The sequence below is a fragment of the Streptomyces sp. NPDC045695 genome (genome assembly GCF_056432025.1).
In genome coordinates this window covers 22,156-46,568 of the sequence record NZ_JBWKJU010000022.1, presented here as the reverse complement: position 1 = coordinate 46,568, position 24,413 = coordinate 22,156, and the positions used below count along the sequence as shown (strand labels likewise).

The window sequence follows — 24,413 nt, the reverse complement described above, 5'->3', positions numbered from 1 at the left end:
CGTGATCCATCTCAGCCCTGGCGTGCCAGCCTCTCGGCGCGGCGCGCCGCCCACACCCCCTTGATCCTGGAGTCGCACCGGCGAGCCGTCCCCACTCCAAGCCCATCCGATGGCCCGTTGTGACGTCTTGCCCTTCGCATCGTCGTTCGCGGCTCCCATCCTTGGCTTTCTTGACGGGTCGCGGTTCTGGCTCGACGTGTGTGGAGCTGCAGCATCTGCTCGAAGACGGGTGCGGCCAGGGGGGTTTGAGCCTCGCGCAGGGTCCGGCCGCTGAGCTCGTGGCAGTCAGGCAGGGTGCGCAGGCACAGCGTGCGCGCCGTCGCCTCCGCCTCCGCCTCCGCCTCCAGCAGCCGGTCCGGCAGGAGGTACAGCCCGAGTACGGGGTGGGGCAGCGGGTGCGCGTGGACGGACACGTGCTCGACACGATCCTGGGGCAGGGCCTGGCCGAGGACGAGAGCACGGGTGTCGGAGGGAAGGGCTGCGGCGCCACCGAGCGCCTTGAGGCTCGCGTGGATGAGGTGCATACAACGGCTCAGACAGGGATGCGGGCCGGGCGGCACCACTGGGGCGCGGGCCCCTTTGGGCCCCTGGCCCCTTCCCGGCATGCGCTGAACGGAGGGTGACCGCTCAAGAACCGCTACGGCACGATCACGGACCCCGAACAGGATTGCTGGTGAAGTCTCCTGCGGGTGGCTGGAGATGCCGGCCGCACTCGGTCTCGGCACACGTGCGGAATCCGTCTAGCGCGCCCTGCCGGCCCGTCCGCCGGACGGTGTGGCCGCTCTGGCGCAGTACACGGGTCACGCCGAGGAGCAGGTGCGGGACACGCTCGGCCTGCTGAGCGAGCTGGCGCTCGTACGGCCGTCCGCCGAGCAGGAGGGCCGGCTCCAGGCCGTTTTCTCCGGGCCGTCTCCGGGCCGTCTCCGGGCCGGCTCCGGGCCGTCTCCGGGCCGTCTCCGGGCCGTCTCGCCGGACATCGGGAGGGAGATCCTGATGGCCCGCCAGCAGGCGGAACTCGCCGCCCGGCAGCAGCGGGTTCAGGCCTCGCGAGCTGCCGCGGCGCAGCTGATCGCCGAGTTCGCCGACCTGCGGCGCCGCAGGCACCGAGCCCCGCCGTGGAGCAATGGGACGGCCTCGACCAGATCAGGGATTGCCTGGCCCGGCTCACCCGTGAGACGACCACCGAGGCGATGACCTTCGCGCCCGACGGTGCCCCCACCCCCGCAGTCCACGACGGTGCCCACACCCCGCAGTCCATCGCGGCGGCCCGCTCGCTCAACGCGGAGCTGCTGGAGCGCGGGATCCGGATGCCGGCGATCTGCCTCGACAGTGCCCGCAACAGCCCGCACACAGTCGGGTACGTCAACTGGCTGTCGGAGCGGGGCGCGCAGATCCGTACCGTGCCCGTCCTGCCCGCCCGGATGATCACCACGGACCGTTCGGCCGCCGTCATTGCGGTCAACAGCCACGACACGGCCGCCGGGTCCGTGGTCCTGACCGGGCAGGGCACGCTCACCGCGCTGTGCGCGCTGTTCGAGACCCGCTGGGCGGCCGCACAGCCGCTGGGGCAGGCGGGAGTGCGGGATTCCCAGGGCCTGACCAGCCCGGAAACCACCACCATCCGGCTGCTGTCCGGGGGCTCCCGGACGAGGCGATGGCCAAACGGCTCGGCGTTGGGCAGCGGACGGCGCGGCGGATCGCCACCGATCTGACGGAACGGCTGGGGGCGCGCAGCCGGTTCGAGGCGGGGGTGCGGGCGGTGCAGCACGGGTGGCTGCCGGCACAGCCCTCACACAGCCATTTGGGCTTGGCCCTCCAGCGCTCCAGCGCTCCACCCCTCCAGCCCTCCGGCTGGTCCGCCGGGTTCCCGAACCTGTGCGCGGGACAAGCGCAATGACACGACGGACGAGTCGGACTCCGGGATCACAACCGCGCACACGTGCGACAGGCCGGGCCTCCTGGCGGCCGGCGGTGATCGTGCTGGCCTGCGGCCTGCGGGCGCCGGGGCGGGGGCTGCGGCAAGGGCGCATCCGCGTGGCGGCCGGCCGTGACCGCCTGGGGGAACCCCGGCCGTGCGCCGGCCGGGGTTCGGTGTCCTGTGCCCCGGGCGCGCTGCGCCGGCGGTGTCAGCGGCGGCGTACCGGCGCGGGTCAGGGCTGGGGGTCGGGGCGCTCGGGAGGGGCCGGGTTGGCCAGGGAGCGGCACCACGGGCAGCCGTGGGCGTCGCTGGTGACGCGTGCTTGCCGGGGCAGGTGCAGGGGGAAGCCCGCCCGGTACTCATCGTGGAGGGGACCTGCCGGTCCCGTGTCCCGCGGGGGTGGGGCGGCGGCTTGCGCTGCGCCCGCAGCGAGGCGGCGCGTCACCCGCACCAGCGCCGCTCGTAGCGTGCTGGCCATCCGCGCTGCCGCCGGCCGGATGCGGCGGCGGGCGGCCGGCCGTGGACCGCTGTCGGGCAGTTCACCACAGGGGTCGTGCTGGCTTCCCTTCACGAAACGAGTTGCTCCTTGCGGAAAAAACAACAGGTGGATGATACTTTTTTTACTTTGGGCACTTCTCACCATTTCGCCGACGATTAGCGCGGAGGTGCATCGAACGTGAATTACATGGGTCCGTCATTCGAGACCGGCACTGTTGCGAGATCCGGCAATGTACGGATTGCCGGGGTTTTTGCGCAGCCGGAGTTGCATGGATTGCCGGGGTTTTTAAGGGATGCGCGATATCGGGCACACTTTTCGACTGGGTGCACTATCTGCCGGGGTGAGGATTTCGCGGCATTGCGGCCGGGCGCCCCGGCGCATGGCCGTGGCGCGGCAGCGGCGCGCACGTCACAGGTGGGGGGGCGCCGCCCACGGCTCGTGGACGGCCCCGAGCGGCTCCGTGGGCAGGCAGGCCGATACGCGGGCGGGCCTCTCCAGGGGTGCCGCGCCTTGCCGGCGGGCCAGGCGGACGGCGTCGACATGGCAGGACAGGACGTGCCGGAAGCGCTGCTGGCGCCTCAGTTCGACCGCGTCCACGTGCCACAGACAGCCGGTCCCTGATGAGGTCAAAGCGGTGCAACCTGTGCCCAGGGCGGCGGAGATCAGCACGATCCACAGGAGAAGGTGTCCCACAGCTGGTCCTTTCGAAGGCAGATGCCGGAGGGGACCCACACGTTCGGGCCCCGTCGAGTGCCCGGCATAACGCAGCGGCATATGCAGAGTTGCGCCCTGCCGTCGGATTGCAGCCATGCGCAGCAATCCGCCCGCCTTGGCCTATCAGCCTCTTTGCCGATGATCAGCCGACGTCAGGGGCCGCGCCTGGGGCCGTCGTGCCTTTGTGGGGCGGTGGGGCCGTTGGATGCCGGAAGGCGGCACGGGGCGATGAAAATATGGGTATGAAAATATGGAGAGCCGGCGGCGTGCGCGGAGGCGTCCGGCCGGGGAGAGGGGCGCCGGGCGGACCGGCGCGCGCGGCAGCAGGGCGCCGCGGGCTCGCCTCTACCGGCGCTCACCGCTCGCCGAGCTGCGGATTGCCGGGACGCGATGGCGTGACTGCCGAGTTCTTGTCGCGTTGCAGAAACGGAAAGGGGCGCGGTCACACTTGTTCATCCGCCCCCATCACCCGGATGGCGCATACCCAGACCAACATCGGCAGCGTTTATGGAATATGACAACAGCAAAGCCCCCCTTCTTCTTCCGCAGGCCTCCAGGAGAAGACGGACGGGGAGGTGGTTTTCGAACCGGGCCTACCCGGATCGGAAAGTGGACATTCACCCCGGGATCAACCGGCGGCGGCGAGGTCAGGAACGCAACGCTGGGCGACGAGGGCCGGGAGATCGACCTGCGCTACACGTCCTCGGTCTTCGAGGACTTCCTCCACACGATGAGAACGATCCAGGCCGAGTTCGACCGGAGGTCGGCGACCACCGCGCCGTCGGCGACGGCCCTTTGCGAGCGCCCGGGCGGCAGCTCCCGTGTATGAGCCGTACGGATACCCGGACCTGCACGGCTCCCACCCCCCGCCGGACACCACCGTGTTCTGGCGCCGGCCGGAGCCCGGGGAACCGCTCGGCGGGACCGGAGAGGACAACCGGCCCTGGGATCCGGTGGAGGAGCTCGCGAGCCTCCTGCAGGAGAGCGCCGCGCCCGGCCCGACAGAGCCGCCCTTCACCCGCGCCGGCTACGACGGCTACGACGGCTACGACGGCACCGGTGAACCCGTCAGCGCCATCGGGCTCGTCGCGGGACTGAAGCAGAGCCCCGCCGAGCCGCCGCCCACACGAGCCGTCAGCGGCCACCGCCGCAACGCCTCACGGACGCCGGTGACCACCCTGCTGCAGACCGGCAGCCTCTTCACCGCCGTGCTGGTCGCCGTCATCGCAGCCGTGGTGAGCGTCCTGAGCGGGCTGGTCATCTGCGACGCACTGCGCCACAGCGCAGGACCCCACACCGCCAGCGAAGTGGTGAGCTGGTGGCCCCTGCTGGTCTACGGACCATGGATGGTCGCCTCCCTGTCCATCCTCAGGTCCGCCCTGCACCAGCGCCGCGCGCTTCACTCCTGGTCGATCGTCCTGCTCTTCTCCACCCTGGCGACGCTCCTGTGTGTAGCCCAGGCACCCAGAACACTCGCCGCCGCAACCTCCTCCGCGCTTCCCGCCGTCGCGGCACTGGCCTGCTTCCAGCAGCTGGTCCGCCAGATCACCCTCACCCGGCCACCCCGCCAGGCCGCTCCACGACACCGCACCCCCTCCCCCTCCGTCCTGCTCGGAGCGGGACCAACACCCGCCGCCCGACGCAGCCCGGAAGGCATCCGGCCCGCCCGCTCCGTAACAGACAGAGGAACCGACCACTCCGCGTCCAGCAGCCCCAGATTCGGATACGGCGCATGAGAGCCGTACCCGGACGGCGGTGTCCTTCCCACAGGCCGAAACTACAGCTACACACCCGGCAACAGGCACACAGGCACGGGCAGGGACACGGGCAGAGGAAGGGGCAGGGACATGGCCAGCGAGATGGGCAGGGACAGGGACACGGGCAGGGGAAGGGGCAGGGACAGGGAGATGGGCAGGGGCAGGGAGATGGGCGGGGGCAGGGGCAGCGAGCCGTGTCGTGGCGGCGGCCCGGGGGTAGCCGCGGCGTTCCTCCGCTGTCCGCCCGCCGCGAGCCGGTGAACTCCCCCCGCAGGACCGGGCCCTCAAGTCCCTACCGCCGGTGGCCTCTGACCGGCCGCCAGCCCCGCCCCCAGTCCAGATCCAGATCCAGATCCAGGTCCCGACGAGACGAGGTGCTGATGGGGACGCTCAATACAGGTGACACGCGGCGGGGTTCTGCCGCCCACCTGACGGCAGCCACCGTCCCGCCGGACCACGAGACCGCAAGGCCGGGCGTCCCGTGCGCGGCGACCGCCAAAAGCACAGGCGGTGACAGCCGCTGACTTCCTGGACAACCCGGGTCCTTCCACACGATCAAAGGGAACGCACGCCTGCACCTTTGAAACGAAGATCGAAACCGATGGTCACGGGCCGGACACAGACTCTGCCCGACAGTGTTCGCCCAGCCAGAAACCCGCCCACAAGGCTGTGACCCCAGGGTCTGCCCCGCATGGCGGACATCCCGATGCCGCGAAGCGGTCCGACAGCTGCGGCGAGGACGCCCGCAGCCCGCCGAGCGACCGCCGCCGCCCAGCAGACCCGTGCACCCACGGGCCAGTACCGGTGTACCCAGGGACCGGTACCGGTGTGCCCAGGGGCCGGTGTGCTGGCACTGGGGCCACACCTCGACGGACCAAGCCCGGCCGACCCACAACGCGCTCCGGCCCCTACCCCCACCTCCCACGCCTACCACGAAAGGCAAGAAACACCGTGTACGAAATGACCTACACCGAACGGATCCAGTACAAGCAGCGCCAGGACGCCGCCTACCAGGCCGGCGAAGACGCCGTCACCAACCTCCGCACCGCCCTCGCCCTCGCCGGCATGACCCTCCCCTCCCTGCACAACGACGGACCAGTAGCCGGCCACGGATTCGTCCGGCTCGGAGGATGCAACGCAGCCTTCGCCAACCAACTCGCCGAACTCATCACCGCAGGAGCCAGCGCCCTGCAACACCAACGCTAAAAAGACGAACAGCCCCCTAAACCACAGGCAGGGGAGCCCCTGCCAGCACCCGCTCACAGTGCCGCCACGAGGACACTCCCAGCCGGGAAGCGTCCACGGGCGGCCAGTGGGAACACAAGAACGGTCACCGCCCATCCGGTCCATCAGGAGATCCCCGACGCCGGACACGGACAAGAACACCGCACACACGGGCCACGTCGAAGCCAAGACCGAGGAAAGTGGAGGCGACCGAAGCCAGAGGTGGGTGGGGACGATCGCCTGCCGGAGGGAGGGGCGGCCGACCGAGCAGGCGGACAACTGGCTCCGGGTGATCCGGTCCCCCCCGGACGCCGGATAAGCCATCGGATCCCCGGCAACGCAACGGCGGGGCCAAGGGGGCGCACCACGCCCTGGCCCCGCCGTGTTCCCGCGCCTCGGGGGCTCGCACCCGGCTTCCCACCTGTCCCTGGCTGGGAGGATGGGCAAGGTGCCGGGGAGGCTGGTGTTCGCCCCCACCGAGGCCGGCGGTCAGACTTCGCCGCGCCAGGAGCCGCTCTCGCGGCCGCGGTCCTCGATGTACTCCTTGAACCGCTTCAGGTCACCGGTGATCTGGCGCTTGACGACCCCGAGCTTGTCGCCGACGTTCTCCGCGAAGCCCTCCGGATCGTAGTCCAGCTGCAGCATCACCTTGGTCTTGTTCTCGTCCAGGCGGTGGAAGGTGACCACACCGGCCTGCTTCACATCACCGCCCAGCGTGGTCCACGCGACCCGCTCGTCGGGGATCTGCTCGGTGATCTCCGCCTCGAACTCCTTGGTCACCCCGCCGACCTTCGTGACCCAGTACGTCATGGTGTCGGTGCGCTGCTCGATCCGCTCCACTCCGTCCATGAAATGAGGGAACGACTCGAACTGCGTCCACTGGTTGTAGGCAGTACGCACGGGGACGTTGACCTCGACGGACTCTTCGACCTGCGACACCGGAACATCCTTCCTTTTCGCCGACCGGGCAGTGCCCGGCCGTACCCGGGGAGCCCTTCCCCTGCCCATCCCAGTGCCCCCGTTTCCCGTGCCCATGACCCCCGAACAGACGTACCAGCGAAACGGCCCGCCGCTACGGTGCGGGATCAGGACAGGCGTGGTAATGCCGTCCGGGCAGAAGTACTGGACGGTTCTGGAGGACGACCTGGAGGTCGTCGCGGTCGCCCTGCGCTGTCCCGACCGCAGGAACTGGGCGCTGCACGTCCCCGCACCCGGCGTGCTCGTCTGCCGTTTCTGCCATCGGGTCCACAATCCGATCCACGGCGCCGAGGCCTACTCCATGGAGATCCTCAGCCGCACGTGGGAGGCGGATATCGAACACGAAGCACCGAACAGCACGCCGCGCTGCGGGCGCTGGGCGTCGAGTGGACCGTTTCGTGATTACCGGCTCTGCAGTTTCGCGCGCTAGTTGTCAGTTGGTCGAGGAGGTCGGCGTCGCTCTCTGGCACTGGACGGCCAAGGCGGCGGCACACATCACGGTGGAGCCGCAAGGCGGCGGCATGGTCAGCAGGGTCCATAAGGGCCGACAAACGAGGATTTTCCGGCCGGGCTTGGGCATCCACTAGCGCGAGTATTTCCAGTTGGTCCAAGTATGAGAGCCTGTCCAGCTCTCTGCGGCCTGTCTTCTGGCCAAGTTCCAGCCAGGTGGTCACACGTCCCTCGCCGGCGGCCTTCCTCAAGGCGCCGCGGACGAAGTCAGCGAGGGACACCTCCGGACGCCTGCACCAGGTGGCGGACAGCGTGACGGACACGGCCAAGGACGTCGGCGGCACCGCGCAGGAGACCGTCTAGCAGGCCCCGGCCCAGATCAGGCGGCGGACCCAGGGCAGCCCCTGGCCGCCGGTCTGATCGCTTTCGGCGCCGGCATGCTCGCAGCCGCGCTCCTGCCGACCACGGAGCCGAGGAGCGTGCGGGACAGCAACTGCGGGAACACTCCGACGAGCTCCTCGAACCCGTCAAGCAGACAGCCCTGCAGGCAGCCCAGGAAATCCGCGAGGAGATGAAGGAACCGGCAGCCCAAGCCGTCGAATCGGTGAAGAGCACCGCGCAGGAAGCCGTCGCGACCACCACCGACCATGCGCAGAGCGTCGGCCAGGAGACCGCCGACGGGCTGCGCCAGGTCGGCCGTGACACCGCCGACGGGGTACGCGAAAGTCCCGGCACACAGCGGCCTCCCATGCAGTGAAGACTCGACGGAGCACGCGAGCGTCGCCCGCCGCCGGGTTGGGCAACGGGCGAATTCGGGTCGAAGCTCGGATCGTCAGAGGACGGTGCTGCGCCCGGTGGACGCGCCTTCCTTCGCCGTGGTGGCGTGCTCGTCAGCTGCCGACGGCGGTGACGCCGAACATCAGGGTGCGACGGCTGACGTCGTAGTGGACGGTCGGTGTGCTGCGCAGGAGGTCTTGGAGGACGTCGGCGTCGTCGGCGTCGAGGGTCAGCACTTCTTCCCAGGCGCCTTCGTCGAGTACGAGTTGCAGGGTGAGGGTGCCTGGGGCAGCGGGCTCGCCGGCAACCCAGCTGAACTGGTAGTGGCTGAGTTGGCGCACCTTGATGCTGTCGTCTGTGACGGGTTGCGTCACCTTGGGCGTGGCAGCTCTGGGCATGGCGTCTCTCCTCGCGTGGAGTGGTGGCAGGGCTGGTCCGGCCCCTCCCCCGGGGCTTGGCCGGAGAGGTCAGCAGCGGCCCGTCATCGGGCCGTGGTGGCTGGCCCGGCGTACGGCGGCCATACCTGCACCGCCTGCCATGGCCAGGGGCGAGACGGCCCGCCGCCACATGCCCGCCTGCTGCTGCTCGGGGCGCTGCTGCTCTCCGTGCAGGGCGTTGAGTACCAGCATTCCGGCCGTCAGAGCCGGTACGGCCCACTGCAGCAACGCCAGGTGGCGGTGTGCCTGGTTCAGTTCCACGGGGTGGTCGGCTGCCGCCTCTTGATCCTCGGAGTCCGGGGACGAGGCCAGTTCGACTTTCTTTCCGAGGACGCGGCTGTAGGCGGTGGCGGCGAGCGCGGCTCCGGTGAGGACCGTCTTGGCGATGGTGGAGGCACCGACGCCCTTCTGGTAGGCCACCCGGGCGCTGTTGGCACCCAGAAGTCCGGCCCCACCCACCAGATGCGCGCCGATTGCGGCCGCGTTCACCGGAGTCCAGGCGGCCCAGCCGGCACTGGCGATGCGTGAAGCGAGTCCAGGCTCATTTACGGCGTTGCCCGCCGCCTTGTTCAAGGCGACCGCTCCCATCAGAGAGCCCCCGAACCAAGCCGCCAAGCCGATGTCATGCAGACTGCGCATGGCCGTGTTGCGGTCAGACATGTGAATCCTTCCAGACACACGTTCCTGCACTTGCAGGGCACGGCAGCCAGCCTCAAGGTGGGTGGCCTCGTCGGCCACCGGAGGCAGGCACATGGGCGAATGGCTTCCGTCTGCGGATGTCGGGCTATGTCTGGTCTTGCTCGGCTGGTAGTTAATCCGCCTTTCAACCATAGGATGAACATCCGGTGCGAGAGGGGCTTTTTGCCCTGTAATAAGGCGAAACAATGCCTGAGCGTCTTCTTGGCTGGTCCTCGACCATGGGGGCGTCCTGGATCGGGACGAAGGATTCGCTGGTCCCGAACAGGCCGGCCTTGACGCTGACCCATTCCGGCTGGCCGGTGGCGTCGTCGAGGAAGACGCGCTTCGCCTCGCCGATCTTGTTCCCGTCGGTGTCATAGACCGGGTGGTCCAGCACAGCCGGGGTGGGCGCCGCAGCCGCAGTGGGCTGGTCGGACGCGTGCCCCGCGGGCCGCCGGAACGCCGACTTCCCATGGGCCCAGCCGGCTCCTTACAAGATTCCCGGGCCCTCAGACCAGTCCGTCTCCGGCGCCGAACAGCGGTGCGTAGCCGGGTGGGAGCTGGGTGAGGAGGCGGCGCAGCAGGTCCTTGTTGGTGATGTCTGCCAGGGTGCTGAGGACAGCGCCGGCGTCCCACTGGGCAGTGTCAGGGGTCGCGCCCTCGATGAGGAGGGCGAGGGCCTGGACGAACTCCGGCGGTGTGAGCGGCTCCGTGGCCGGCAGCGGGTCGAGGAGCAGCGGCATGCAGGAATCGGGAAGTTGGCCGGCGAGTTCCTTGCGCGTGGTGTCCCCAAGGTGGGCCCCTAGGGTGCTGAGCACCGCACGGGTGACCCGCTCGGCTTCGCGCGTGGTGGTGTACTGGCCGCGGTCTTGGACTTTGGCCAGGAATGCGTCCCATGCGATTGCCACGGCGGGTCTCCCTCATTGACGTGCGGGCTCATGTCACCTCTGCAGGACCAGCCTGCCCCGGGCGGCCACCCCCAGTCCCGCAAACTCGCCGACACAGGGCGCACCATCAGGGGACACACACTGGCCGCACAATTTCCGCCCTCGTCAGAGTTCCTCATCGCGCAGATCTTCCGCGTCGCGCTGCCGGTCGTCCTCGCGGCGGGGGGAGGACGCATCGACTCCTGGTTCGGGGGACGGATGGGCCGGGTACAGCAGGTCCTTCCCGGGACGTCCCACGCGCCCCTGCTCCTGGTTGCCCTTACGGGGCCCGTGCCGCTTGTCCTGCTTACCGTCGCCGCGATGTGAATGTGGTCGTCTGCGTGCCGCACCGCGATCCACCGGCAGGCCTGCTCGTCACCGTGCTCCGCGATGCCTGCGGCGTCGACCATCACGGCCGCGACCTCTGCCCATTCCGCGTCCGACAGCACGCGGTCGCCGGGCGCGTTGCGGACCGAGACGTGCCACACGTGCTCCTCCGGTTTCGGGCCGCGCAGTGCCTCCACGGGGGCATCCAGGAGCAGCGCCAGATCTGCCAGCGCCCCATGCGGTCCGGGGCGCGGGCCGGGCACGGCAGATCCGGATCCCAGGCGGCGACGAGGTGCGGGTCGATGTGCTCGTCGCGGTCGCCCGGACCGAAGAGGTAGTCCAGGAGGTCGATCGTTGTCGAGCCCGACTCCGCCTTCTTCGGCATCACGACCGGGGGCGCCTCTCCCGCATCACCTGGGCCGTCGCAGCGTCCACCCGCGGCACCGCTTTGAGGGCCTGCTCCAGCACCGCGGCTGCCGGGTCCGGGACACCGGCAGCCGGCTCGCTGGCGGCCGGAACGCCGGCGGTCAGGGCGCGGAAGCGCGGTCACGGTCTCCCGCAGGTGGACCCGGGCCTGGATCAGCTCCCGAAGGACGTCCGCGGCGTCCCGCGAGACCGGCACCAGCATGTGCTGCGCGACCGCCATCACCTGACGTCCCCGACGGTGGCTACAAGAGCGTCCGCGGGAGGGCCAAGGGAGAGGTGATGCGGGGAGCGCGCTGGATACGGAACCGTGCGACCCATGCGCTGCCCCTCACGGTTCAGCGGACGGGCGGTCTCAGCGTCCCAATTCAGTTGCCGCTCACCGTTGAGCCCGTGGTCGTGCGCTGGCTTCGAGCCGACCGGCTGCCGCCTGAGCCGCCGGACTATGTCGACGCCGGCGGTCGGGCGGCGTACGACAAGACCTTCGCCGACCGGCCCGTGAACGACCCCGTGGAAGGCATCGCGCAGTGGTTCGCCAACGAGCACGGCCGAGCCGGATCACACCTGCGCGGGATGTAGCCGCGGAGTGTGCCGCGCGCTACCGCGTGGTGGCTGCCTGTCGGCATGCCACCTGCCCCTTTCCATTGACTGAGGTCTGGCAATCCGAGTCGAAAGTCCGACGCAGCGGCATAGGATCCGGTGGGCGGGACAGCGGTTTCCTGCCCCTTCGGTCTGGCTGCTCGCCACGCCCGGTGTGCGGTCTCAACGACGGCCGGTGACGGCGGCGCCGGCGGTCGGCGACCCGCCGGACTCAAGCCAGCGGTCCACCCAGGCAGGCACGCAGTGGGCGAATTCCTCCTGGGCGGCATAGACCGTCGGCCGGTCCTGTCGGATCCGCCCCAGGCGGTCCCCGCGGCGGTGGATCGTGCGTACTTCCAGCGCTCCCGGCCGGTCCGCCCGTGCGGAGGCGACGGTGGTGGTGCACTGGTCGGTGTATCCGGGTGGCAGATGGCAGTTGCACTCCTCGTCCACGACGATGACGGGCAAGCCCCACTCCGGTGCTGACAGCAGCGCCGCCAGCCGCCGGTGGCCGGCGGCGCCGTGGCCTTCAGCAAAGGTGGGATCGATGATCCAGCGCTCACCGCCGCCGCGTGCGCGGCTGTTGAGCCAGCCGGTCACAGCCAGCGAGATCCCCAGCGAACGGACCAGGCCGGTCCAACGCAGCAGACCGCTGGTCAGCCAGGCCGACGCCGCGGCGCCCCGGTGGCCCGGCCGCAAATAGGGGCGCTCGGCCGGGTGCCACCGGTCGGTCCGCCCCTGGTGGCACGGCGTCGTCCCCCAGGTGCTCATCCTCTGGTCCTGGGTCTCGACCGCCCGCCGCCATTCATCGGGGTCCAGGCCCAGCAGGGTGACGGAGGCAGTCGTACCCAGCAGGCGCAGTACCACCGTCCCGTTCTCGATGTGAGGGCGCGCCCCGGGCGCTCCCGTGATCTCGCCGTACTCATCGGCGCGCGGCAGCAGCGCCTTGGCCAGTCCAAGGCCTGGGTGTCCTCGCCTTCGCGGCGATCGTCCACGTCGGGCTCGAAGCGGATCGTCAGGCGGTCGGGGCGCGGGTCGACGTACGTGATGCCCCACGGGTGGACCGTGGTGGTTTGCCTCCAGGCCAGAGCGGCCATCACCCGTGCTTCCAGCATCAGCTGGCTGGCATCGGGCTCCGGGATGAGCAGGGAGCCGGGTGCGGCGGCCTCGACCCGCGCGAGGGCGGTTTTCCATGGCAGCCCGGTGTACAGGCGCAGCAGCTCGGCACGGCGTTCAACGACGGTGGCCTTCATGACTCGGAGCCCCTTACAGCGCGGAGCTGTCCCGACACAGCGCGCGCGGCAGAGACCACGAGAATGTACGGAGCGTGTTGCGGTGCCAGCCGAGTTGGCTTTCCCACGGTGTGCTCGATGTCGGGTCGCGCACAGGGACTGGGACCCCGCCGGGCCCACCGCAGCGGATTCAACCACACCAACCGCAGACGGGACCTGGCCACCGCGATGCCAGACCGCCACGTCACCCGAACGCCGCAGACCCGCTGCCGTCCGCACCGGAGCACTCGAAGGAGTGCACCTGACGCGCCGGCGAAACCGGGGGTGCGGCCACCGTGTGGCGGTGAACGGGGATGCCGGCCGGCGAGCTGCTCCGAGGCGGGCGGCTATGCATTGCCGGAGACGGACGTGGCGGAGCCCGGCCCAGGGCACGGCTACGTCGCGCACGGATGATGCCGCTGCGGGAGACCGAGTAGGGCTCGTAGGCCGGGACCGGCCGCTCGGCCACCGGCACGCCGCCGGCGGCCTTGCCCCTTCAGGCGGCCGGGCGCTGGTACTGTCCGCGCTGCGGCAGGAGGCGCACGCCGCGAGCCTGACGGCCGTACCCCACGACGGCCATTCTCAGGTGAAGGACACCCGGGCCGTCGTGCCTGAGGGACGGTCCCGTCGCTGGATCAGTCCACCGCGCTATCGACTCTGCGGGGCGTGTGGGGGCCCTGGAGCGGAGTTCGATCATGCCGAAGGCCGGGGCCAGCGGGGCCAAGAGCCGAGCTCGCAGGACGCAGCAGGCGACTGGGTTGAAGTACACCAAGCTCCGGCAGCCCGGGGCTGCTGATAGGCGGTACGGGCGCGTCATCCAGTTCCTCAGCGAAAGCCATGAGGTCGCGAGCCTGCCGTACCAGCTCGCCGCGGCCTGGGCTGGGCAAGGGCTGCGTGTGCTGTTGCTGCACGGCTACGAGCCCTACCGGGGGAACCTCCGGCTGTATTCGAAGCGCGCGAAGGAACGCAAGGCCGCCGAGGCCAGGGCCCAGGCTCACCCCGGCCCGCGCAGCACCATCCTCCTGCTTCACGATGCGGCAAAGGGCCGGGGCCAACTCGTCGAGCAGCGCACCCCCTGGAGCGAGCGCGAGCCGGGCAACTCGTGCGGCAACGATGCCCCGCTGCGCGAGGCAGTCGAGACCGGGCGGCGCCACTTCGACATCGTCGTCCTGATGGGCCCGGGGTCCTTCCCGCGGGAGCATCTCGTCGACGACTTCGTCGTCCTGGCTCATACCGAGGGATTCCCGACCGAAGGAGGATCTCCCTCGTCGGCAAGGCCTCGACACCCGAACTGAACGTGTTCCTCTGTCGCCCGAGCAGAGCGCCGCGCTCCTGCGTGACCGCCACCTGCGCTTCCTGCTGCACCCCGTGGGTCTCCTGGGCATGATCACAGCCGAGACCCCGTGGGACACGGACCAGAGCGACCCGGATCCCGAGTTCGTGAAAGCCGTGGTGGCCAACATGGATGCGGTCGGACTGCCCCTGTTGGGGCATATCACCCTGCCCAGGAGCAGAGACTTCGAAGTCCGGATGGAACGTGATCGCAACCCATCCACGTTGGTCGCCGAGCCTCTTGACCGCGGTGTGATTGCGGCAGCACAAGCCATCCACCCCGCCGGGCTTGCCTGCTTCCCCGGGGCCCAGGTCAGGCCTTCGGTGGGAATGGTGGTCTTGGTCGAGACCGTGCGGGGGCCGGGGCGCCTCAGGCGGCGGGGACTGCCGCGCCGTCGTGTCGCCCCGCGTCTCCGCGAACGTGCACGCGCCGGTCAGGCGGCCGTGCCGACCTGGAGCACCAGGAGGTCGTACACGGGCCCTCCGGGCTCGCTGCGGCACCAGGGCCGCCACCCCTGCACCTTCTCCCCCGCTCCCAGCCCCCACCGGGTCCGGCACTCAGAGCAACTGCTCAATGTCCCGGCTGTACGCGGGGGAGCGCCGCCGCTTCGAACACGGAAAGGTGCTGAGTGAGGCAGGGGATGAGATCCGCATCCTGGTAGCACCCGGCATCGGATGCCGCTTGGTGAACGTCGGCTACGAAGAACTCGCCGAGTGAGGAGATCTTCCGAAGGCTTTGAAAGAACCGAGCGGTCTCCTCCTGTGTCGGCTCGACCATGCTTGACGCTGTGTACGTAACGCGCCAGAGCTCTGCAGCCTTCGACTGCCAGCCGCTGATCCCCGTCGCCTCAAGTTCGGAGTCGGCCAGTCCGTGATATATCCGAGCCGACTTGTGTGAACCCGCGTGACTGGCCGCCCGCACGAGGCGGTGCACGGAAGTTCCGGCGTCGAGGAGCTTCGTCGTCTGCTCCCTGAACCAGTTGATCTGGCGGTCCGTAGGGCCACCGATGAACTTGCCGCCCCACTCCTCGTCCCCGGGGACCCACGTTTGGGGCCATGCTGAATTCCACGCGCGGGCGACGGCGTCGTGGTCCATGTCCCGCCGCGCTTCCGCGACATTGCTCATCCCGAAGTAGGTGGCGTACTGAGCGGCCTGCACGATCCGCTCGGGTTCCGTCAACTCGGCCTCGGTGACGCCCGCGAGGCTTCCGCGGAACTCAGCAACCTGCTCAGGAGTCGGTGCATCCTCTCCCTCGCCCATACCGCAGTGCCACACAGCAAAGGCTGCTTCTAGCACCGCTTGACGCATGTCGAGAGGGGGGAGCGAACCGCCGGCGCCGACAATCTGCCGCGCACTTTCCTGAAGAATGCCAACCTTCTTCCACGCGATGCCGCAGCAGTACTTGAACTTGTTGGGGTCGAGGACCTTTTCGTAGCCCATTGCGATGTCGATGATCTCGCCCCAGACCCAGGCGGGCAGTCCGGCGACTCGGAAGCGTTCGACGCTCGGCTTCCAGTCTCCAGGCAGCTCGATGGCTTTACGGTCGTCGCCTTCGCCGTAGCCCCAACGGTTCCACTCCCTCAGGAATGCGGCGCGGTAGTCGAGCTTGGGCCCTTCCTGTTCGAGAAGGTTGTCGGCGGCCTGCTGCATGGCGGCAGCCCAACGGATCGCGTCGTTTGCCACGTCTTGAACCAAGGCGCTGTCAACGGTGGCGGAGCTCTTCCCGCTGTTGCAGGGCTCGCAGCTCGTGACGAGGTTGCCGGGGGTGTCCGTACCACCGAGGGCAACGGGGGTGACGTGGTCGATGCGCAGCGGGACAGCGGGCGCACTGGCGCCGCAGTAGCGGCAGGTGTGATTGTCCCGGCGGAAGACTTCGTAGCGGAGGCGCTTGGAGACGGCCATAGAGCATTCTCTCTGGCTGGTGCAGGGTGGTCTAGGGCCTGTTGTGAAAGTGGATCTTGCTCGTTGACGATCAGGGGTTGTGGGACGTGGTGATCTGACGGATGGGCAGTGGGCCCGGCTTGAGCCGTTGCTGTCGCAGGGCATCAAGCCGGGTCGTCCGCAAGTGTGGATGCGGCGGCAGTTGATAGACGGCATACGGTGGCGGACCCGGACCGGTGCCCCCTGGCGTGACGTGCCGAACGGTATGGGCCGTGGGACCGGGTCTATGACCTGTTCCGGCGCTGGCAGCGGGACGGGACGTGGGCGAGGATCCTTACCGGCCTCCAGGCCGAAGCCGACGCGAAGGGCCTGATCACCTGGGACGTCAACGTCGACTCGACCTTGTGCCGAGCCCACCAGCACGCCGCCGGGGCGGCAAAAAGGGGGATCTCCAGAAGGAGCCGCCCGGCGGGATCGTCGTCGAGCCGACCAACAAACGGACTCGGACGCTCCCGAGGCGGTCTGACCAGCAAGATCCATCTTGCGGTCGAGCAGGGGCAGAAGCCTCTGGCGGTGGTGATCACAGCGGGTCAGCGGGGCGACTCCCCGCAGTTCGAGCCGGTCCTGGAGGCGATCCGGGTCCCGAGGTTGGGGCTTGGCAGGCCGCGCAAGCGTCCGGACCGGGTGCGGGCCGATAAGGCGTACGACTCCCGCAGTAACCGGTCCTACCTGCGCCGACGCGGGATCAAAGCCACGATTCCGGTCCCGGCGGACCGGATCCGTAACCGGCTCCAACGCGGATCGCGGGCGGTCGGCCGCCGAAGTTCGACAAGGACGACTACAAGCAGCGGCACGCGGTCGAGTGCGGGATAAACCGCCTCAAGCGCCACCGTGCTGTCGCCACGAGGTACGACAAACTCGCCGTCCGCTACGAAGCGACCGTGCTGGTCGCAGCCATCAACGAGTGGCTGTGACCAGCACGCTTGTCCCGTGATAGCAAAGGTTGAGCGAAGACCGTCACGCTTCCTGCATCGAATCGAGATCGAGGATCATGTCGAGCGACCGCACTCCGTCGGCCCCGATGAAGGAGCCAGCCGACTGGAAGCCGTTCTTCTGGTAGTAACGAATGGCGCGTGGGTTGTCGGCGAGAACGCCGCCCAACAAGATGATCCTCTTCCTGCCAAGGCGCCGTGCGACGTCCGTCACGAGTGGGAAGACTTGCGTTCCCACCCCTCTCCCTTGGTAGTCGTCAGCCAGGGTGGGACCGAAGCGGCAATCGGTAGCTGCAAGGCGGATGCCGGCCTCCCGATAGCGCGCGATGTCCTCGGTGTGGAGATCGAGACTGAACTCAAGTAGGCCGACAATCCTTCCGGATGGCACTTCCTCAAGCACAAGCCGGAGCTTGTCGTAGCGCGCGATCGCGTCACACAACTCCAACGCAGTTGCGAGGCCGTACCCATCGAACGTACTCAGCCGCCTCGATTCAACCGACATAGCGCTCAAAAAGCCCGCTAGACGCTCCGCATCGGCGCGTACGAGAGGGCGGAACACCACGTCCGAACCGTCATTCAACGTCAGGCGGCTTGTCAGGATCACCGGGTCGTCGGCGACCTCCGTCAACGCAAGCATCCCAGCCCCCCACTAGCTCAGATCCGGTGGCACGAACCTACTGGTGATCAATCTTCGGGGCAACGAACAAGCTAGCTGTGACGGCATGGGGCGACTTTCACAACAGGTCCTAAGCTTGACGTTTAACGTCTCAGGCTGACAACGGCTCTGTCTCTCAACGGTCGGGGCGGCCGGGGCTGGAGTCCCTGGGTCAGTTGGTTTTGCCGATAACGCTGCGGGCGGCGAGGCGGAAGTCCTTGACTGCTTGGTAGAGGGTTCGCTCTCGTTCGGCAGTAAGGGCGGTGTCTTCTGCCTTGTGGGTGGTGTCTCCCGCGTGGGCGTTCTCGGCCATCCGTCGCATGACGTGCGAGAGATCGCTGGAGGCCTTGGCAACGCGTTCTGCGACTTCCGCGAGGGATGTCGGCCCTTCGAGGATGACGACTTCGCAGGCGCGGTGGACCTCGCGGGCCAGGGTGATGAAACGGCCTATCTTCTCGTCGATGTCGGGCAGGTCGGGTTGGTCTGAATGCAGCGCGTCGAGGACGGCGTCCATGGCGATGTCGCGGTCGTGGAGAGCGCTGAGGTAGCCGGCGTATGCGTCGCGGCGATGCTGGCGGCTCCATTGGGCGTGCTGGGACCGTGCCTGAGCACGGCCGTTGACGATCGCGGCCCCGAGGGTGGTGGCGGAACCGACGGCGGCGCCCAGCAGTGCGGCGAGTCCTGAGTCCATGGGCCCCAGTCTGCCGCTCTTGTTGTTCATCCAGTTCGCCGGGGCTTCGTGCCCTTCTCGTGGTGGGCGGGTCGGCTGTATCCCTCACCGGTGGCGAGGACCCGTCCCACGTCGTGACGGGTGGCCTGGTGACGGTTCTTCGAACCAGGTGGCCGACCTGGCCCGCGCCGGGACGGTTTCGGTGCACTGGCTGGTGACCCGGCCTTCGTGCACAGGTGCCTGAACCCTCTGCGAACGCGGGCGGGTGTCCGTTTGTTCGGCTCGGCCGGCTTCTCCCAGGGCCTGCGGAGGTCGGTCGCCAGCGGGCGGGCCAGCCGTAGCTGGGCATAGGCGGCGATCACCAGCCAGGTCCACCGGTCCGCCGCTTCCGAGCTGCGCAGCCGGGGCTTGGTCCACCCGAGCGTCTGCTTGAAGAGGCGAAACGTGTGCTCGATGTCGAAGCGGCGGAGAAAAGACTGCCAGCAGCGGTCGGCGTCGGCCTTGGTGGCGCCGGTGCCCGACCACCACAGCCATACCGGCTTGTTGACTCCGCCGCTGGGCAGCTTCTCTACGACGAGGCGGATGTTGGTGCCCTCGATGATGGGCAGAGGTCCGTCGTGGTCGAGCCATGCGGCCCGTCGGGTCAGCCGCGGGTGCAGCCGGTCCCACGCCTGCGCGGTCGCTTTCCCATAGAGCCGGGTGTCCGTGGCCGTCACCGCCAGCTCGGTGCCCCAGGTTGCCGGGTCGCCGAAGACGAACTCGCCACCGTGCTTGGGCGGCCGGCCGCCTTTGGGGTCGTAGACCCGCGGTGGTGTCGGCCGCCGCATCACGCGGTCCGAACGGAGCCGGCCGAGGATCTCGACGGGCAGCCCCACCAGCAGGTGGGCGATGCGCGGAGCGTCGTATCCCGCGTCCAGCACGACCAGGACCTCCGGGTCACCCGGCCGCCACTGGCCAGCGGTGACCAGCCGCTCGACGACCTCGCGGATCTGCGCTGTGGTTACCGCGGCGACATCGGCGCCGGGCTGCAAACGGACCGCGTCCAGCACCGCCGTCCAGGACGTGCGGCCGGTCTCCAACGCGGCCACCACCGAGTACGGCCAGCCGGGCACCATCTGATGCTTGCCCTCACCCCGGCCGAACGGGTGACAAAAGGCTCAGTCAGCACACGTGTTGGCATCCGGCCGCAACCACGGCGAGACATCCACCACCAGCACCAGCCGACCATCTGCCGCCCTCGGCAACGGCACCCCGACCAGGGCCCGAGGCAGCCGTGCGACGTCGATCCGCCCCTGGTTGAGTCCGCCGTACAGAGCCCCGTGACCACGACGGTGTTCAGGCGCGAGTGCGAGATCTCAGCGTCCGCACCGGCCCATCCGTGCATAGAAGCGCGTCGCACAACTCGAACAACGCGTCGCCCCGCGCGGTCAGGCACGCGTACAGCTCCGACCTGAACTCCGCCACCACCGTCACGCGTCTCGTTGAACGTCGTGCTCGACCAGTCCCACGATCCCGGCCTCCGTGCTGCATCGTCGCTCAGCACAGCATCGGCCGACGGCCTCTCAAATCTCCGGTGAACTGGGAGAACACCGAACAAGTACGAGCCCCGTTCGATGCCGGACCATAAACGACAAGCTGAGCGACGAAGAACTAACCGGAGGTGCTGGGCAGCCAGCTGGTAGCGCCCAACACCTCGCGCGCTATGTCCACCACTGAACGCCCGTCGGTCGCCACTCGCACCGTGTCCAGAGGCGTCTGCTCATCCAGAATCCGCGCCTTACGGGCGCTGCTCTCCAGTTCGTGCTCCAGCTCCGAGCCCAGTTCCCGACCGGTCAGCCGCTCACGAGCGGTGGCATCGGAGGCAGTAAGCACAACCCGCACGATCCTGACATTCGCACCCATGGCGCGCTGGAACATGGCCTCGTTCTCAGCCAGCACGCTCACAGTGTGCGTGTAGATCAAGCGGCGGTACCCGAGCTCGGCGTAGTTCGACCAGAGTGCCGTCAGATTGCGCTCCGCGATCTTTCTGCGCCGGGGGTCCCCCTCCGGAGCAGGATGTGCCTGCCCCATGAAGTCGCCTTCGACTACGCAGTGAGCAACCATCGCGGCGCGCAGACGCGCTGAGACCTCCCACCCCACTGTCGTCTTACCGACGCCCGCGCGCCCTCCGATGAGCAATACCTCTACTTGATCCATAACGGCACCCTGCCACCAGGGGGTCGAACTGCGCGAACCAGATGTGCGCGGATCAAGGAGACAGGCCCGAGAAGCAGCTCGGCGCCCAGCAGCAGACCCACCTCGCCAAGCTGGGCGTGATACCGGCTGCGGAGCCGGCCGCTCCGGCGTCGCGGCCGCGCCGGGCGTCGGGTTCGGCGTTCGAGCGGGGCGTCGACGCCCTCGCCCAGTACGCAGCCCGCGAAGGACGTTCGTCGTCCCCCACGGGCACACCGAGGAGCTGCCGGACGGGACCACTGTGCGGCTCGGGGTGTGGCTGTCCAACACCCGTTCCCGCCGCGAGGGCCTCACCACCGAACAACGGGAGCGCCTTCCGCGCTCGGCGTCGACTGGGCCCGGTAGATGCCGCTGTCCGGCCGGGTGCCGCTGTCTCCCGCAGCGCCCGAGCTCGCCGCGCTCGGGTTCTTCAAAGGCGTGCTGTCAATTCATCCGCCCAGTGCGCAGTCGTCTCACCGGGGTGTTGGATGCGGCACCGATCGCGCCGGGCCGGGAGGCAGGTTCACCGGCGAAATGGCGCTACACCCGCCTTCATTCACTGTCACGCTGGCGCGTGCGGGGATCACGTAGGTTCGTCCACCAGGTGAGCCGGTCCGAGGAGTCCTGAGGGAAGACGCTCTGCAGGGACGTCGCGGCAAGGACCAGGATCAGGCAGATCACGACACCCCACCAGGGGGCGCCGGCCATCGTCGCGGCCAGGCCACTGGCCGCCGCGACCGATGCGGGGACCAGGTTGGAGGACACAGCCATCGTCAGACCTCACTTCGCTCACATGTGCGATCCGCCTCTCGCGTTCGCTGAACTCAGACTTCAGCCAGGACAGACCGTGCGGGAGTGGGAAGGATGCGTTCCCGGCAAGCCGGCAACACCGCCCCTCCTCTGCTTTCTCCGCGAAAGACGTTCCCGGCCTGTCACCACTGCGTGACAATCAGTCAATGCGCCCTGCGGGCGCCGGTCTTTGACGTCCGAAGGGAAGCGGGCGTGGAGGAGTCCCCAGAGGCGCTCGCGCCAGGAGCCGCGTACGCGGCCGCGCTGCGCGAAGCGGTCAGCGAGTTCCTCCCGGGCGGGACACAGGCACAGATCGCCGAGGCGCTGCACTGCTCGCCGTCCTCCCTCTCGCGCTACTTGAACGGCGAACGGGTCATGCCCCGGAAGTCGCTGCGCGCCTTGAGGGTCTTCCTCGCCGAGGAGGGCGCGCCCCTGTCTCCCGACGTGTATGCGGAGCTGGACAGGCTGTGCGGGAAGGCCCATGCCGCCAGCGGCGGCGCCCCCGGCGTGAAACTCGCCCAGCTGGAGGAAGACATGCGGCACCTGCGGGCGCAGCACCAGCAGGCCCAACAGGTGTCGGACGCACGTCTGGTGTCACTGGAGGAGAGGGCCGACCGGCTCGCCTCACAGCTGGAAGCAGCCCTGGAACACGCCCGCACGGCCGAAGGTGTGGTCGAGCTCTTCGAAGCCCGGCTGAAGGAACAGAGCGACAGGTCTGAGGGGCAGTTGCAAGAAGCACTCGAGCGGGCCCGCACGGCCGAGGGTGTGGCCGAACTCCTCACGGTCCGCGGCCAGGAGCATGACGAGAGTCTGCGCCATGCCCAGGACTACATCCACCAGATCGAGGCGGAACTCGCCGGACAGCGTGAACAAGCCCGCCTGCTCCAGCAGGAAGCCGCGGTACTGCGCGCACAGAACCGCCGACTCATCGAGGAGCAGACCGCAGGCATTTCCGGGGTGTCAACGCAGGCCGGCGGCCCGGGCACGACGCATCAGCAGGCGGGCAGGACCTCCGACGGCGGCCACAGCACAGCAGATGTTCCCGGCCGGGAGGAGGATCGCAGCACGGCACCGGCAGACGGCCGGAGCGCGGCCCCGCAGCCCTCACCCGCCGGCCGCGACTGGGCGTGGCTGTCCACAGCGGGCGGTGTCGCCACCGGTCTGACACTCGTCATCATCGCGGTGTTCAACCACACCCCCGGCCCGATCGCGACGTCGATGCCGACCACCGCCGGCTGGTGGTTCCTCGGCAGCGGGTTCTCCACCCTCCTCGGCACGGTGACGGCTCTCCTCATCCACACCTACAAGAACAGCAAACCAGCCCTCACCAACACACAACCCGACACCACCACCGACCACGACATCGCTTACTACCAGCCACTGGCCTGAAAGAACGCTACGTTTCCGATCTCCGTGACCAGCTCGGGCCGACACGCGGGAGTAGGCTCGACGAGGCAATCACGCCCCTGCCCGCGCCGAAGCCCCGCAACACCCACCACCGCGGCGCCTCAACCCGCAGCCGCGGCCCTTCCCTCCCCAAGGGCCACATCCCCGGCAACGACATCCATGCGCAGCCGCTTGAAGCGGAGCGGGTGGCGCCAGACGCCGCTCCGGTCCACGGCGCGGTCGGCGCTGATCTCGGCCACCAGGTCGGGGCGGACCAGGCGCACGTCCAAGACGTCGCGGCTCCCCCAGGTCGCGGCGAATGTGACGCCCTCCCAGGGGTGTCCGGGGTCGGCGGCGGCCAGGTGCTCGGCGACCAGGTGGGCCGCCTCGGTGCGCAGCGGGATGGTGCGGCCGACCGTGCGCAGCCGGCCGTCCTGGTCGTGGCGGCCGAGGACGAGGAGCTGCGGGCGGGTCAGGGTACCGGTGATGGCGCCGATGATCGCCTCGGTGGTGTCCCGTCGTCTGACCTTGGTCCACGCGCCCCTGTGACCTGGCATGTAGCGGCTGGTCTGGGGCTTGCAGAGGATGCCCTCAACGCCGGACACGTCGGTCCACGACTCCAGCCATTCGCGGGCCTTGGCCGGGTCCGTGGTCATCGGACACAGGGTCCATGGGGCCGTCAGGGCGTGGTCGGCGAACAGGGCCTGAAGGCGGGCGCGGCGCTCCACATACGGCAGGTGCAAAAGCTCTTGGCCGTCGATCTGCAAGACGTCGAACGCCACGAAAAGGGCCGGCAGCTTAGCGGCCAGCGCGGGAGCGCTGCGGGCGCGGGCAGCGGCCCGACGCTGCAACCCCTCGAACGACAGGGCGCCAGCCTCGCTGTCCCAGACGAGCAGTTCGCCATCGAGGACCAGGCCGTGCGGCAACTGCGCCTCGGCCGCCGCGACGAGATCGGGGAACGCGCCCTGGACCAGAGCACCGCGGCGGGTCTGGAGCAACACCCGCCCACCCGGCCCGGCCGGGGTGAACACCAGCGCCCGATACCCGTCGAACTTCTGCTCATACGCCACCCCGAACCGAGCGGACGCACGGGCGGCATCACCTCGGCGGCCTGCGCCAACATCGGCTCAACCGGCGGGTGCAACATCACCTGGCCTCCCTCCTCGGCACTCCCCTCCAGACGCTCGATGCGGGCGCCGAGAGCAGAGTCGATGCGCAGGCAGCAGTCGTGGAGCATAAGGAGTTCGGTGGCGCGGCGCGAGCACGACCGGGTGCCGGTACAGCGGTTAGGGCGAGTTCCCGCCCGCCGCGCCTTCACCATGGAGCCGCTGCCGCTCGGGGGCAGGCCAGGACCTTGTGGACGGGGCCAAGGGGGAGGTGACGCGGCCCCGACGCCAGAGCGCGGAATCAGGGGCCGCGGACTGCACCGGCCCGACATGGGGGCCAAGCCAGCGCACGCGTCACATAACTCAACGCCCCGCAACCCCCCATGGACACGCTCCACCCCACCGCAACATGCGTCAACCTGACGCCGACGC

At 69.2% G+C, this 24,413-nt stretch carries 23 protein-coding genes and 3 pseudogenes; 10 read left to right on the top strand and 16 right to left on the bottom strand.

The features are described 5' to 3' along the window. Positions 1 to 11: 11 nt before the first annotated feature. On the bottom strand, positions 12 to 524 hold the full coding sequence (locus AC07DU_RS28700) for a hypothetical protein (protein ID WP_479114558.1): 513 nt from the start codon (positions 522 to 524) through the stop codon (positions 12 to 14). A gap of 591 nt (positions 525 to 1,115) precedes the next feature. Between AC07DU_RS28700 and AC07DU_RS28695 the strand changes: the two genes are divergently transcribed. Continuing rightward, entirely contained in the window at positions 1,116 to 1,712 is a 597-nt protein-coding gene (locus AC07DU_RS28695; protein ID WP_479114556.1) for a hypothetical protein, read from the top strand. A gap of 1,113 nt (positions 1,713 to 2,825) precedes the next feature. Here AC07DU_RS28695 and AC07DU_RS28690 read toward each other — a convergent pair. After that, complete coding sequence (locus AC07DU_RS28690; protein WP_479114554.1) at positions 2,826 to 3,110, bottom strand: hypothetical protein; 285 nt, start codon at positions 3,108 to 3,110, stop codon at positions 2,826 to 2,828. Between the two features lie 842 nt (positions 3,111 to 3,952). On the opposite strand from AC07DU_RS28690, the gene AC07DU_RS28685 reads away from it, so the two are divergent. Together AC07DU_RS28685 and AC07DU_RS28680 are read left to right on the top strand one after the other, a co-directional pair. Continuing rightward, the gene (locus tag AC07DU_RS28685; RefSeq protein WP_479114552.1) at positions 3,953 to 4,867 is read left to right on the top strand and encodes a hypothetical protein; all 915 of its coding nucleotides are present in this window, start codon (positions 3,953 to 3,955) and stop codon (positions 4,865 to 4,867) included. A 981-nt stretch (positions 4,868 to 5,848) separates the two neighbouring features. Continuing rightward, on the top strand, positions 5,849 to 6,094 hold the full coding sequence (locus AC07DU_RS28680; RefSeq protein WP_360897592.1) for a hypothetical protein: 246 nt from the start codon (positions 5,849 to 5,851) through the stop codon (positions 6,092 to 6,094). A 507-nt stretch (positions 6,095 to 6,601) separates the two neighbouring features. Here the strand turns inward: AC07DU_RS28680 and AC07DU_RS28675 are convergent. Further along, on the bottom strand, positions 6,602 to 7,051 hold the full coding sequence (locus tag AC07DU_RS28675) for an SRPBCC family protein (protein WP_479114550.1): 450 nt from the start codon (positions 7,049 to 7,051) through the stop codon (positions 6,602 to 6,604). Positions 7,052 to 7,145: 94 nt separating this feature from the next. Between AC07DU_RS28675 and AC07DU_RS28670 the strand changes: the two genes are divergently transcribed. From AC07DU_RS28670 to AC07DU_RS28660, 3 genes are all read left to right on the top strand, one after another. Continuing rightward, on the top strand, positions 7,146 to 7,520 hold the full coding sequence (locus AC07DU_RS28670; protein ID WP_479114548.1) for a hypothetical protein: 375 nt from the start codon (positions 7,146 to 7,148) through the stop codon (positions 7,518 to 7,520). Between the two features lie 236 nt (positions 7,521 to 7,756). Continuing rightward, positions 7,757 to 7,903: a hypothetical protein gene (locus AC07DU_RS28665; RefSeq protein WP_479114546.1), complete on the top strand. Its 147-nt coding sequence runs from the start codon at positions 7,757 to 7,759 to the stop codon at positions 7,901 to 7,903. A 208-nt stretch (positions 7,904 to 8,111) separates the two neighbouring features. Continuing rightward, entirely contained in the window at positions 8,112 to 8,297 is a 186-nt protein-coding gene (locus AC07DU_RS28660) for a hypothetical protein (RefSeq protein ID WP_479114544.1), read from the top strand. A 133-nt stretch (positions 8,298 to 8,430) separates the two neighbouring features. Here the strand turns inward: AC07DU_RS28660 and AC07DU_RS28655 are convergent, their stop codons facing one another. The 5 genes and pseudogenes from AC07DU_RS28655 to AC07DU_RS28635 all read right to left on the bottom strand — a co-directional run bounded on the left by AC07DU_RS28655 (position 8,431) and on the right by AC07DU_RS28635 (position 10,616). Continuing rightward, a complete protein-coding gene (locus tag AC07DU_RS28655; RefSeq protein WP_479037471.1) occupies positions 8,431 to 8,715 on the bottom strand; it encodes a hypothetical protein in 285 nt (94 codons plus the stop codon). A gap of 69 nt (positions 8,716 to 8,784) precedes the next feature. Continuing rightward, the gene (locus tag AC07DU_RS28650; protein WP_479114542.1) at positions 8,785 to 9,414 is read right to left on the bottom strand and encodes a hypothetical protein; all 630 of its coding nucleotides are present in this window, start codon (positions 9,412 to 9,414) and stop codon (positions 8,785 to 8,787) included. A 247-nt stretch (positions 9,415 to 9,661) separates the two neighbouring features. Then, positions 9,662 to 9,829, bottom strand: a pseudogene (locus AC07DU_RS28645) (PRC-barrel domain-containing protein); the annotation flags it as partial. Between the two features lie 112 nt (positions 9,830 to 9,941). Then, positions 9,942 to 10,340, bottom strand: coding sequence for a DUF2267 domain-containing protein (locus AC07DU_RS28640; RefSeq protein WP_479114540.1), 399 nt, complete (start codon positions 10,338 to 10,340; stop codon positions 9,942 to 9,944). Between the two features lie 144 nt (positions 10,341 to 10,484). Beyond that, the gene (locus AC07DU_RS28635; protein ID WP_479114538.1) at positions 10,485 to 10,616 is read right to left on the bottom strand and encodes a hypothetical protein; all 132 of its coding nucleotides are present in this window, start codon (positions 10,614 to 10,616) and stop codon (positions 10,485 to 10,487) included. Positions 10,617 to 11,507: 891 nt separating this feature from the next. Here AC07DU_RS28635 and AC07DU_RS28630 point away from each other — a divergent pair. Next, the gene (locus AC07DU_RS28630) at positions 11,508 to 11,687 is read left to right on the top strand and encodes a hypothetical protein (RefSeq protein WP_479114536.1); all 180 of its coding nucleotides are present in this window, start codon (positions 11,508 to 11,510) and stop codon (positions 11,685 to 11,687) included. Between the two features lie 183 nt (positions 11,688 to 11,870). Here the strand turns inward: AC07DU_RS28630 and AC07DU_RS28625 are convergent, their stop codons facing one another. Then, positions 11,871 to 12,554 (bottom strand): hypothetical protein, encoded by a 684-nt coding sequence (locus AC07DU_RS28625; protein WP_479114534.1) that lies wholly within the window; start codon positions 12,552 to 12,554, stop codon positions 11,871 to 11,873. Positions 12,555 to 13,716: 1,162 nt separating this feature from the next. Here AC07DU_RS28625 and AC07DU_RS28620 point away from each other — a divergent pair. Next, a complete protein-coding gene (locus AC07DU_RS28620) occupies positions 13,717 to 14,253 on the top strand; it encodes a hypothetical protein (RefSeq protein ID WP_479114532.1) in 537 nt (178 codons plus the stop codon). 608 nt (positions 14,254 to 14,861) lie between these two features. Here AC07DU_RS28620 and AC07DU_RS28615 read toward each other — a convergent pair. Then, positions 14,862 to 16,193, bottom strand: coding sequence for an HNH endonuclease (locus tag AC07DU_RS28615; protein ID WP_479114530.1), 1,332 nt, complete (start codon positions 16,191 to 16,193; stop codon positions 14,862 to 14,864). A gap of 79 nt (positions 16,194 to 16,272) precedes the next feature. On the opposite strand from AC07DU_RS28615, the pseudogene AC07DU_RS28610 reads away from it, so the two are divergent. Beyond that, a pseudogene (locus AC07DU_RS28610) lies at positions 16,273 to 17,146 on the top strand (IS5 family transposase). Positions 17,147 to 17,189: 43 nt separating this feature from the next. Here AC07DU_RS28610 and AC07DU_RS28605 read toward each other — a convergent pair. From AC07DU_RS28605 to AC07DU_RS28585, 5 genes and pseudogenes are all read right to left on the bottom strand, one after another. Then, on the bottom strand, positions 17,190 to 17,801 hold the full coding sequence (locus tag AC07DU_RS28605) for a GNAT family N-acetyltransferase (RefSeq protein WP_479114528.1): 612 nt from the start codon (positions 17,799 to 17,801) through the stop codon (positions 17,190 to 17,192). Positions 17,802 to 17,991: 190 nt separating this feature from the next. Next, positions 17,992 to 18,510 (bottom strand): proline dehydrogenase, encoded by a 519-nt coding sequence (locus AC07DU_RS28600; RefSeq protein WP_479114527.1) that lies wholly within the window; start codon positions 18,508 to 18,510, stop codon positions 17,992 to 17,994. Between the two features lie 26 nt (positions 18,511 to 18,536). Further along, a pseudogene (locus tag AC07DU_RS28595) lies at positions 18,537 to 19,997 on the bottom strand (NF041680 family putative transposase). A gap of 142 nt (positions 19,998 to 20,139) precedes the next feature. Then, positions 20,140 to 20,685 carry an AAA family ATPase gene (locus AC07DU_RS28590; RefSeq protein WP_391937775.1) on the bottom strand — a complete coding sequence of 182 codons (546 nt, stop codon included), beginning with the start codon at positions 20,683 to 20,685 and terminating at the stop codon, positions 20,140 to 20,142. A 567-nt stretch (positions 20,686 to 21,252) separates the two neighbouring features. Beyond that, a complete protein-coding gene (locus AC07DU_RS28585) occupies positions 21,253 to 21,471 on the bottom strand; it encodes a hypothetical protein (protein ID WP_479114524.1) in 219 nt (72 codons plus the stop codon). 93 nt (positions 21,472 to 21,564) lie between these two features. On the opposite strand from AC07DU_RS28585, the gene AC07DU_RS28580 reads away from it, so the two are divergent. Next, positions 21,565 to 22,878 (top strand): helix-turn-helix domain-containing protein, encoded by a 1,314-nt coding sequence (locus AC07DU_RS28580; RefSeq protein WP_479114522.1) that lies wholly within the window; start codon positions 21,565 to 21,567, stop codon positions 22,876 to 22,878. A 119-nt stretch (positions 22,879 to 22,997) separates the two neighbouring features. On the opposite strand, the gene AC07DU_RS28575 is transcribed toward AC07DU_RS28580, so the two are convergent. Then, positions 22,998 to 23,945 carry an ATP-dependent DNA ligase gene (locus tag AC07DU_RS28575; RefSeq protein ID WP_479114520.1) on the bottom strand — a complete coding sequence of 316 codons (948 nt, stop codon included), beginning with the start codon at positions 23,943 to 23,945 and terminating at the stop codon, positions 22,998 to 23,000. Positions 23,946 to 24,413: the final 468 nt, after the last annotated feature.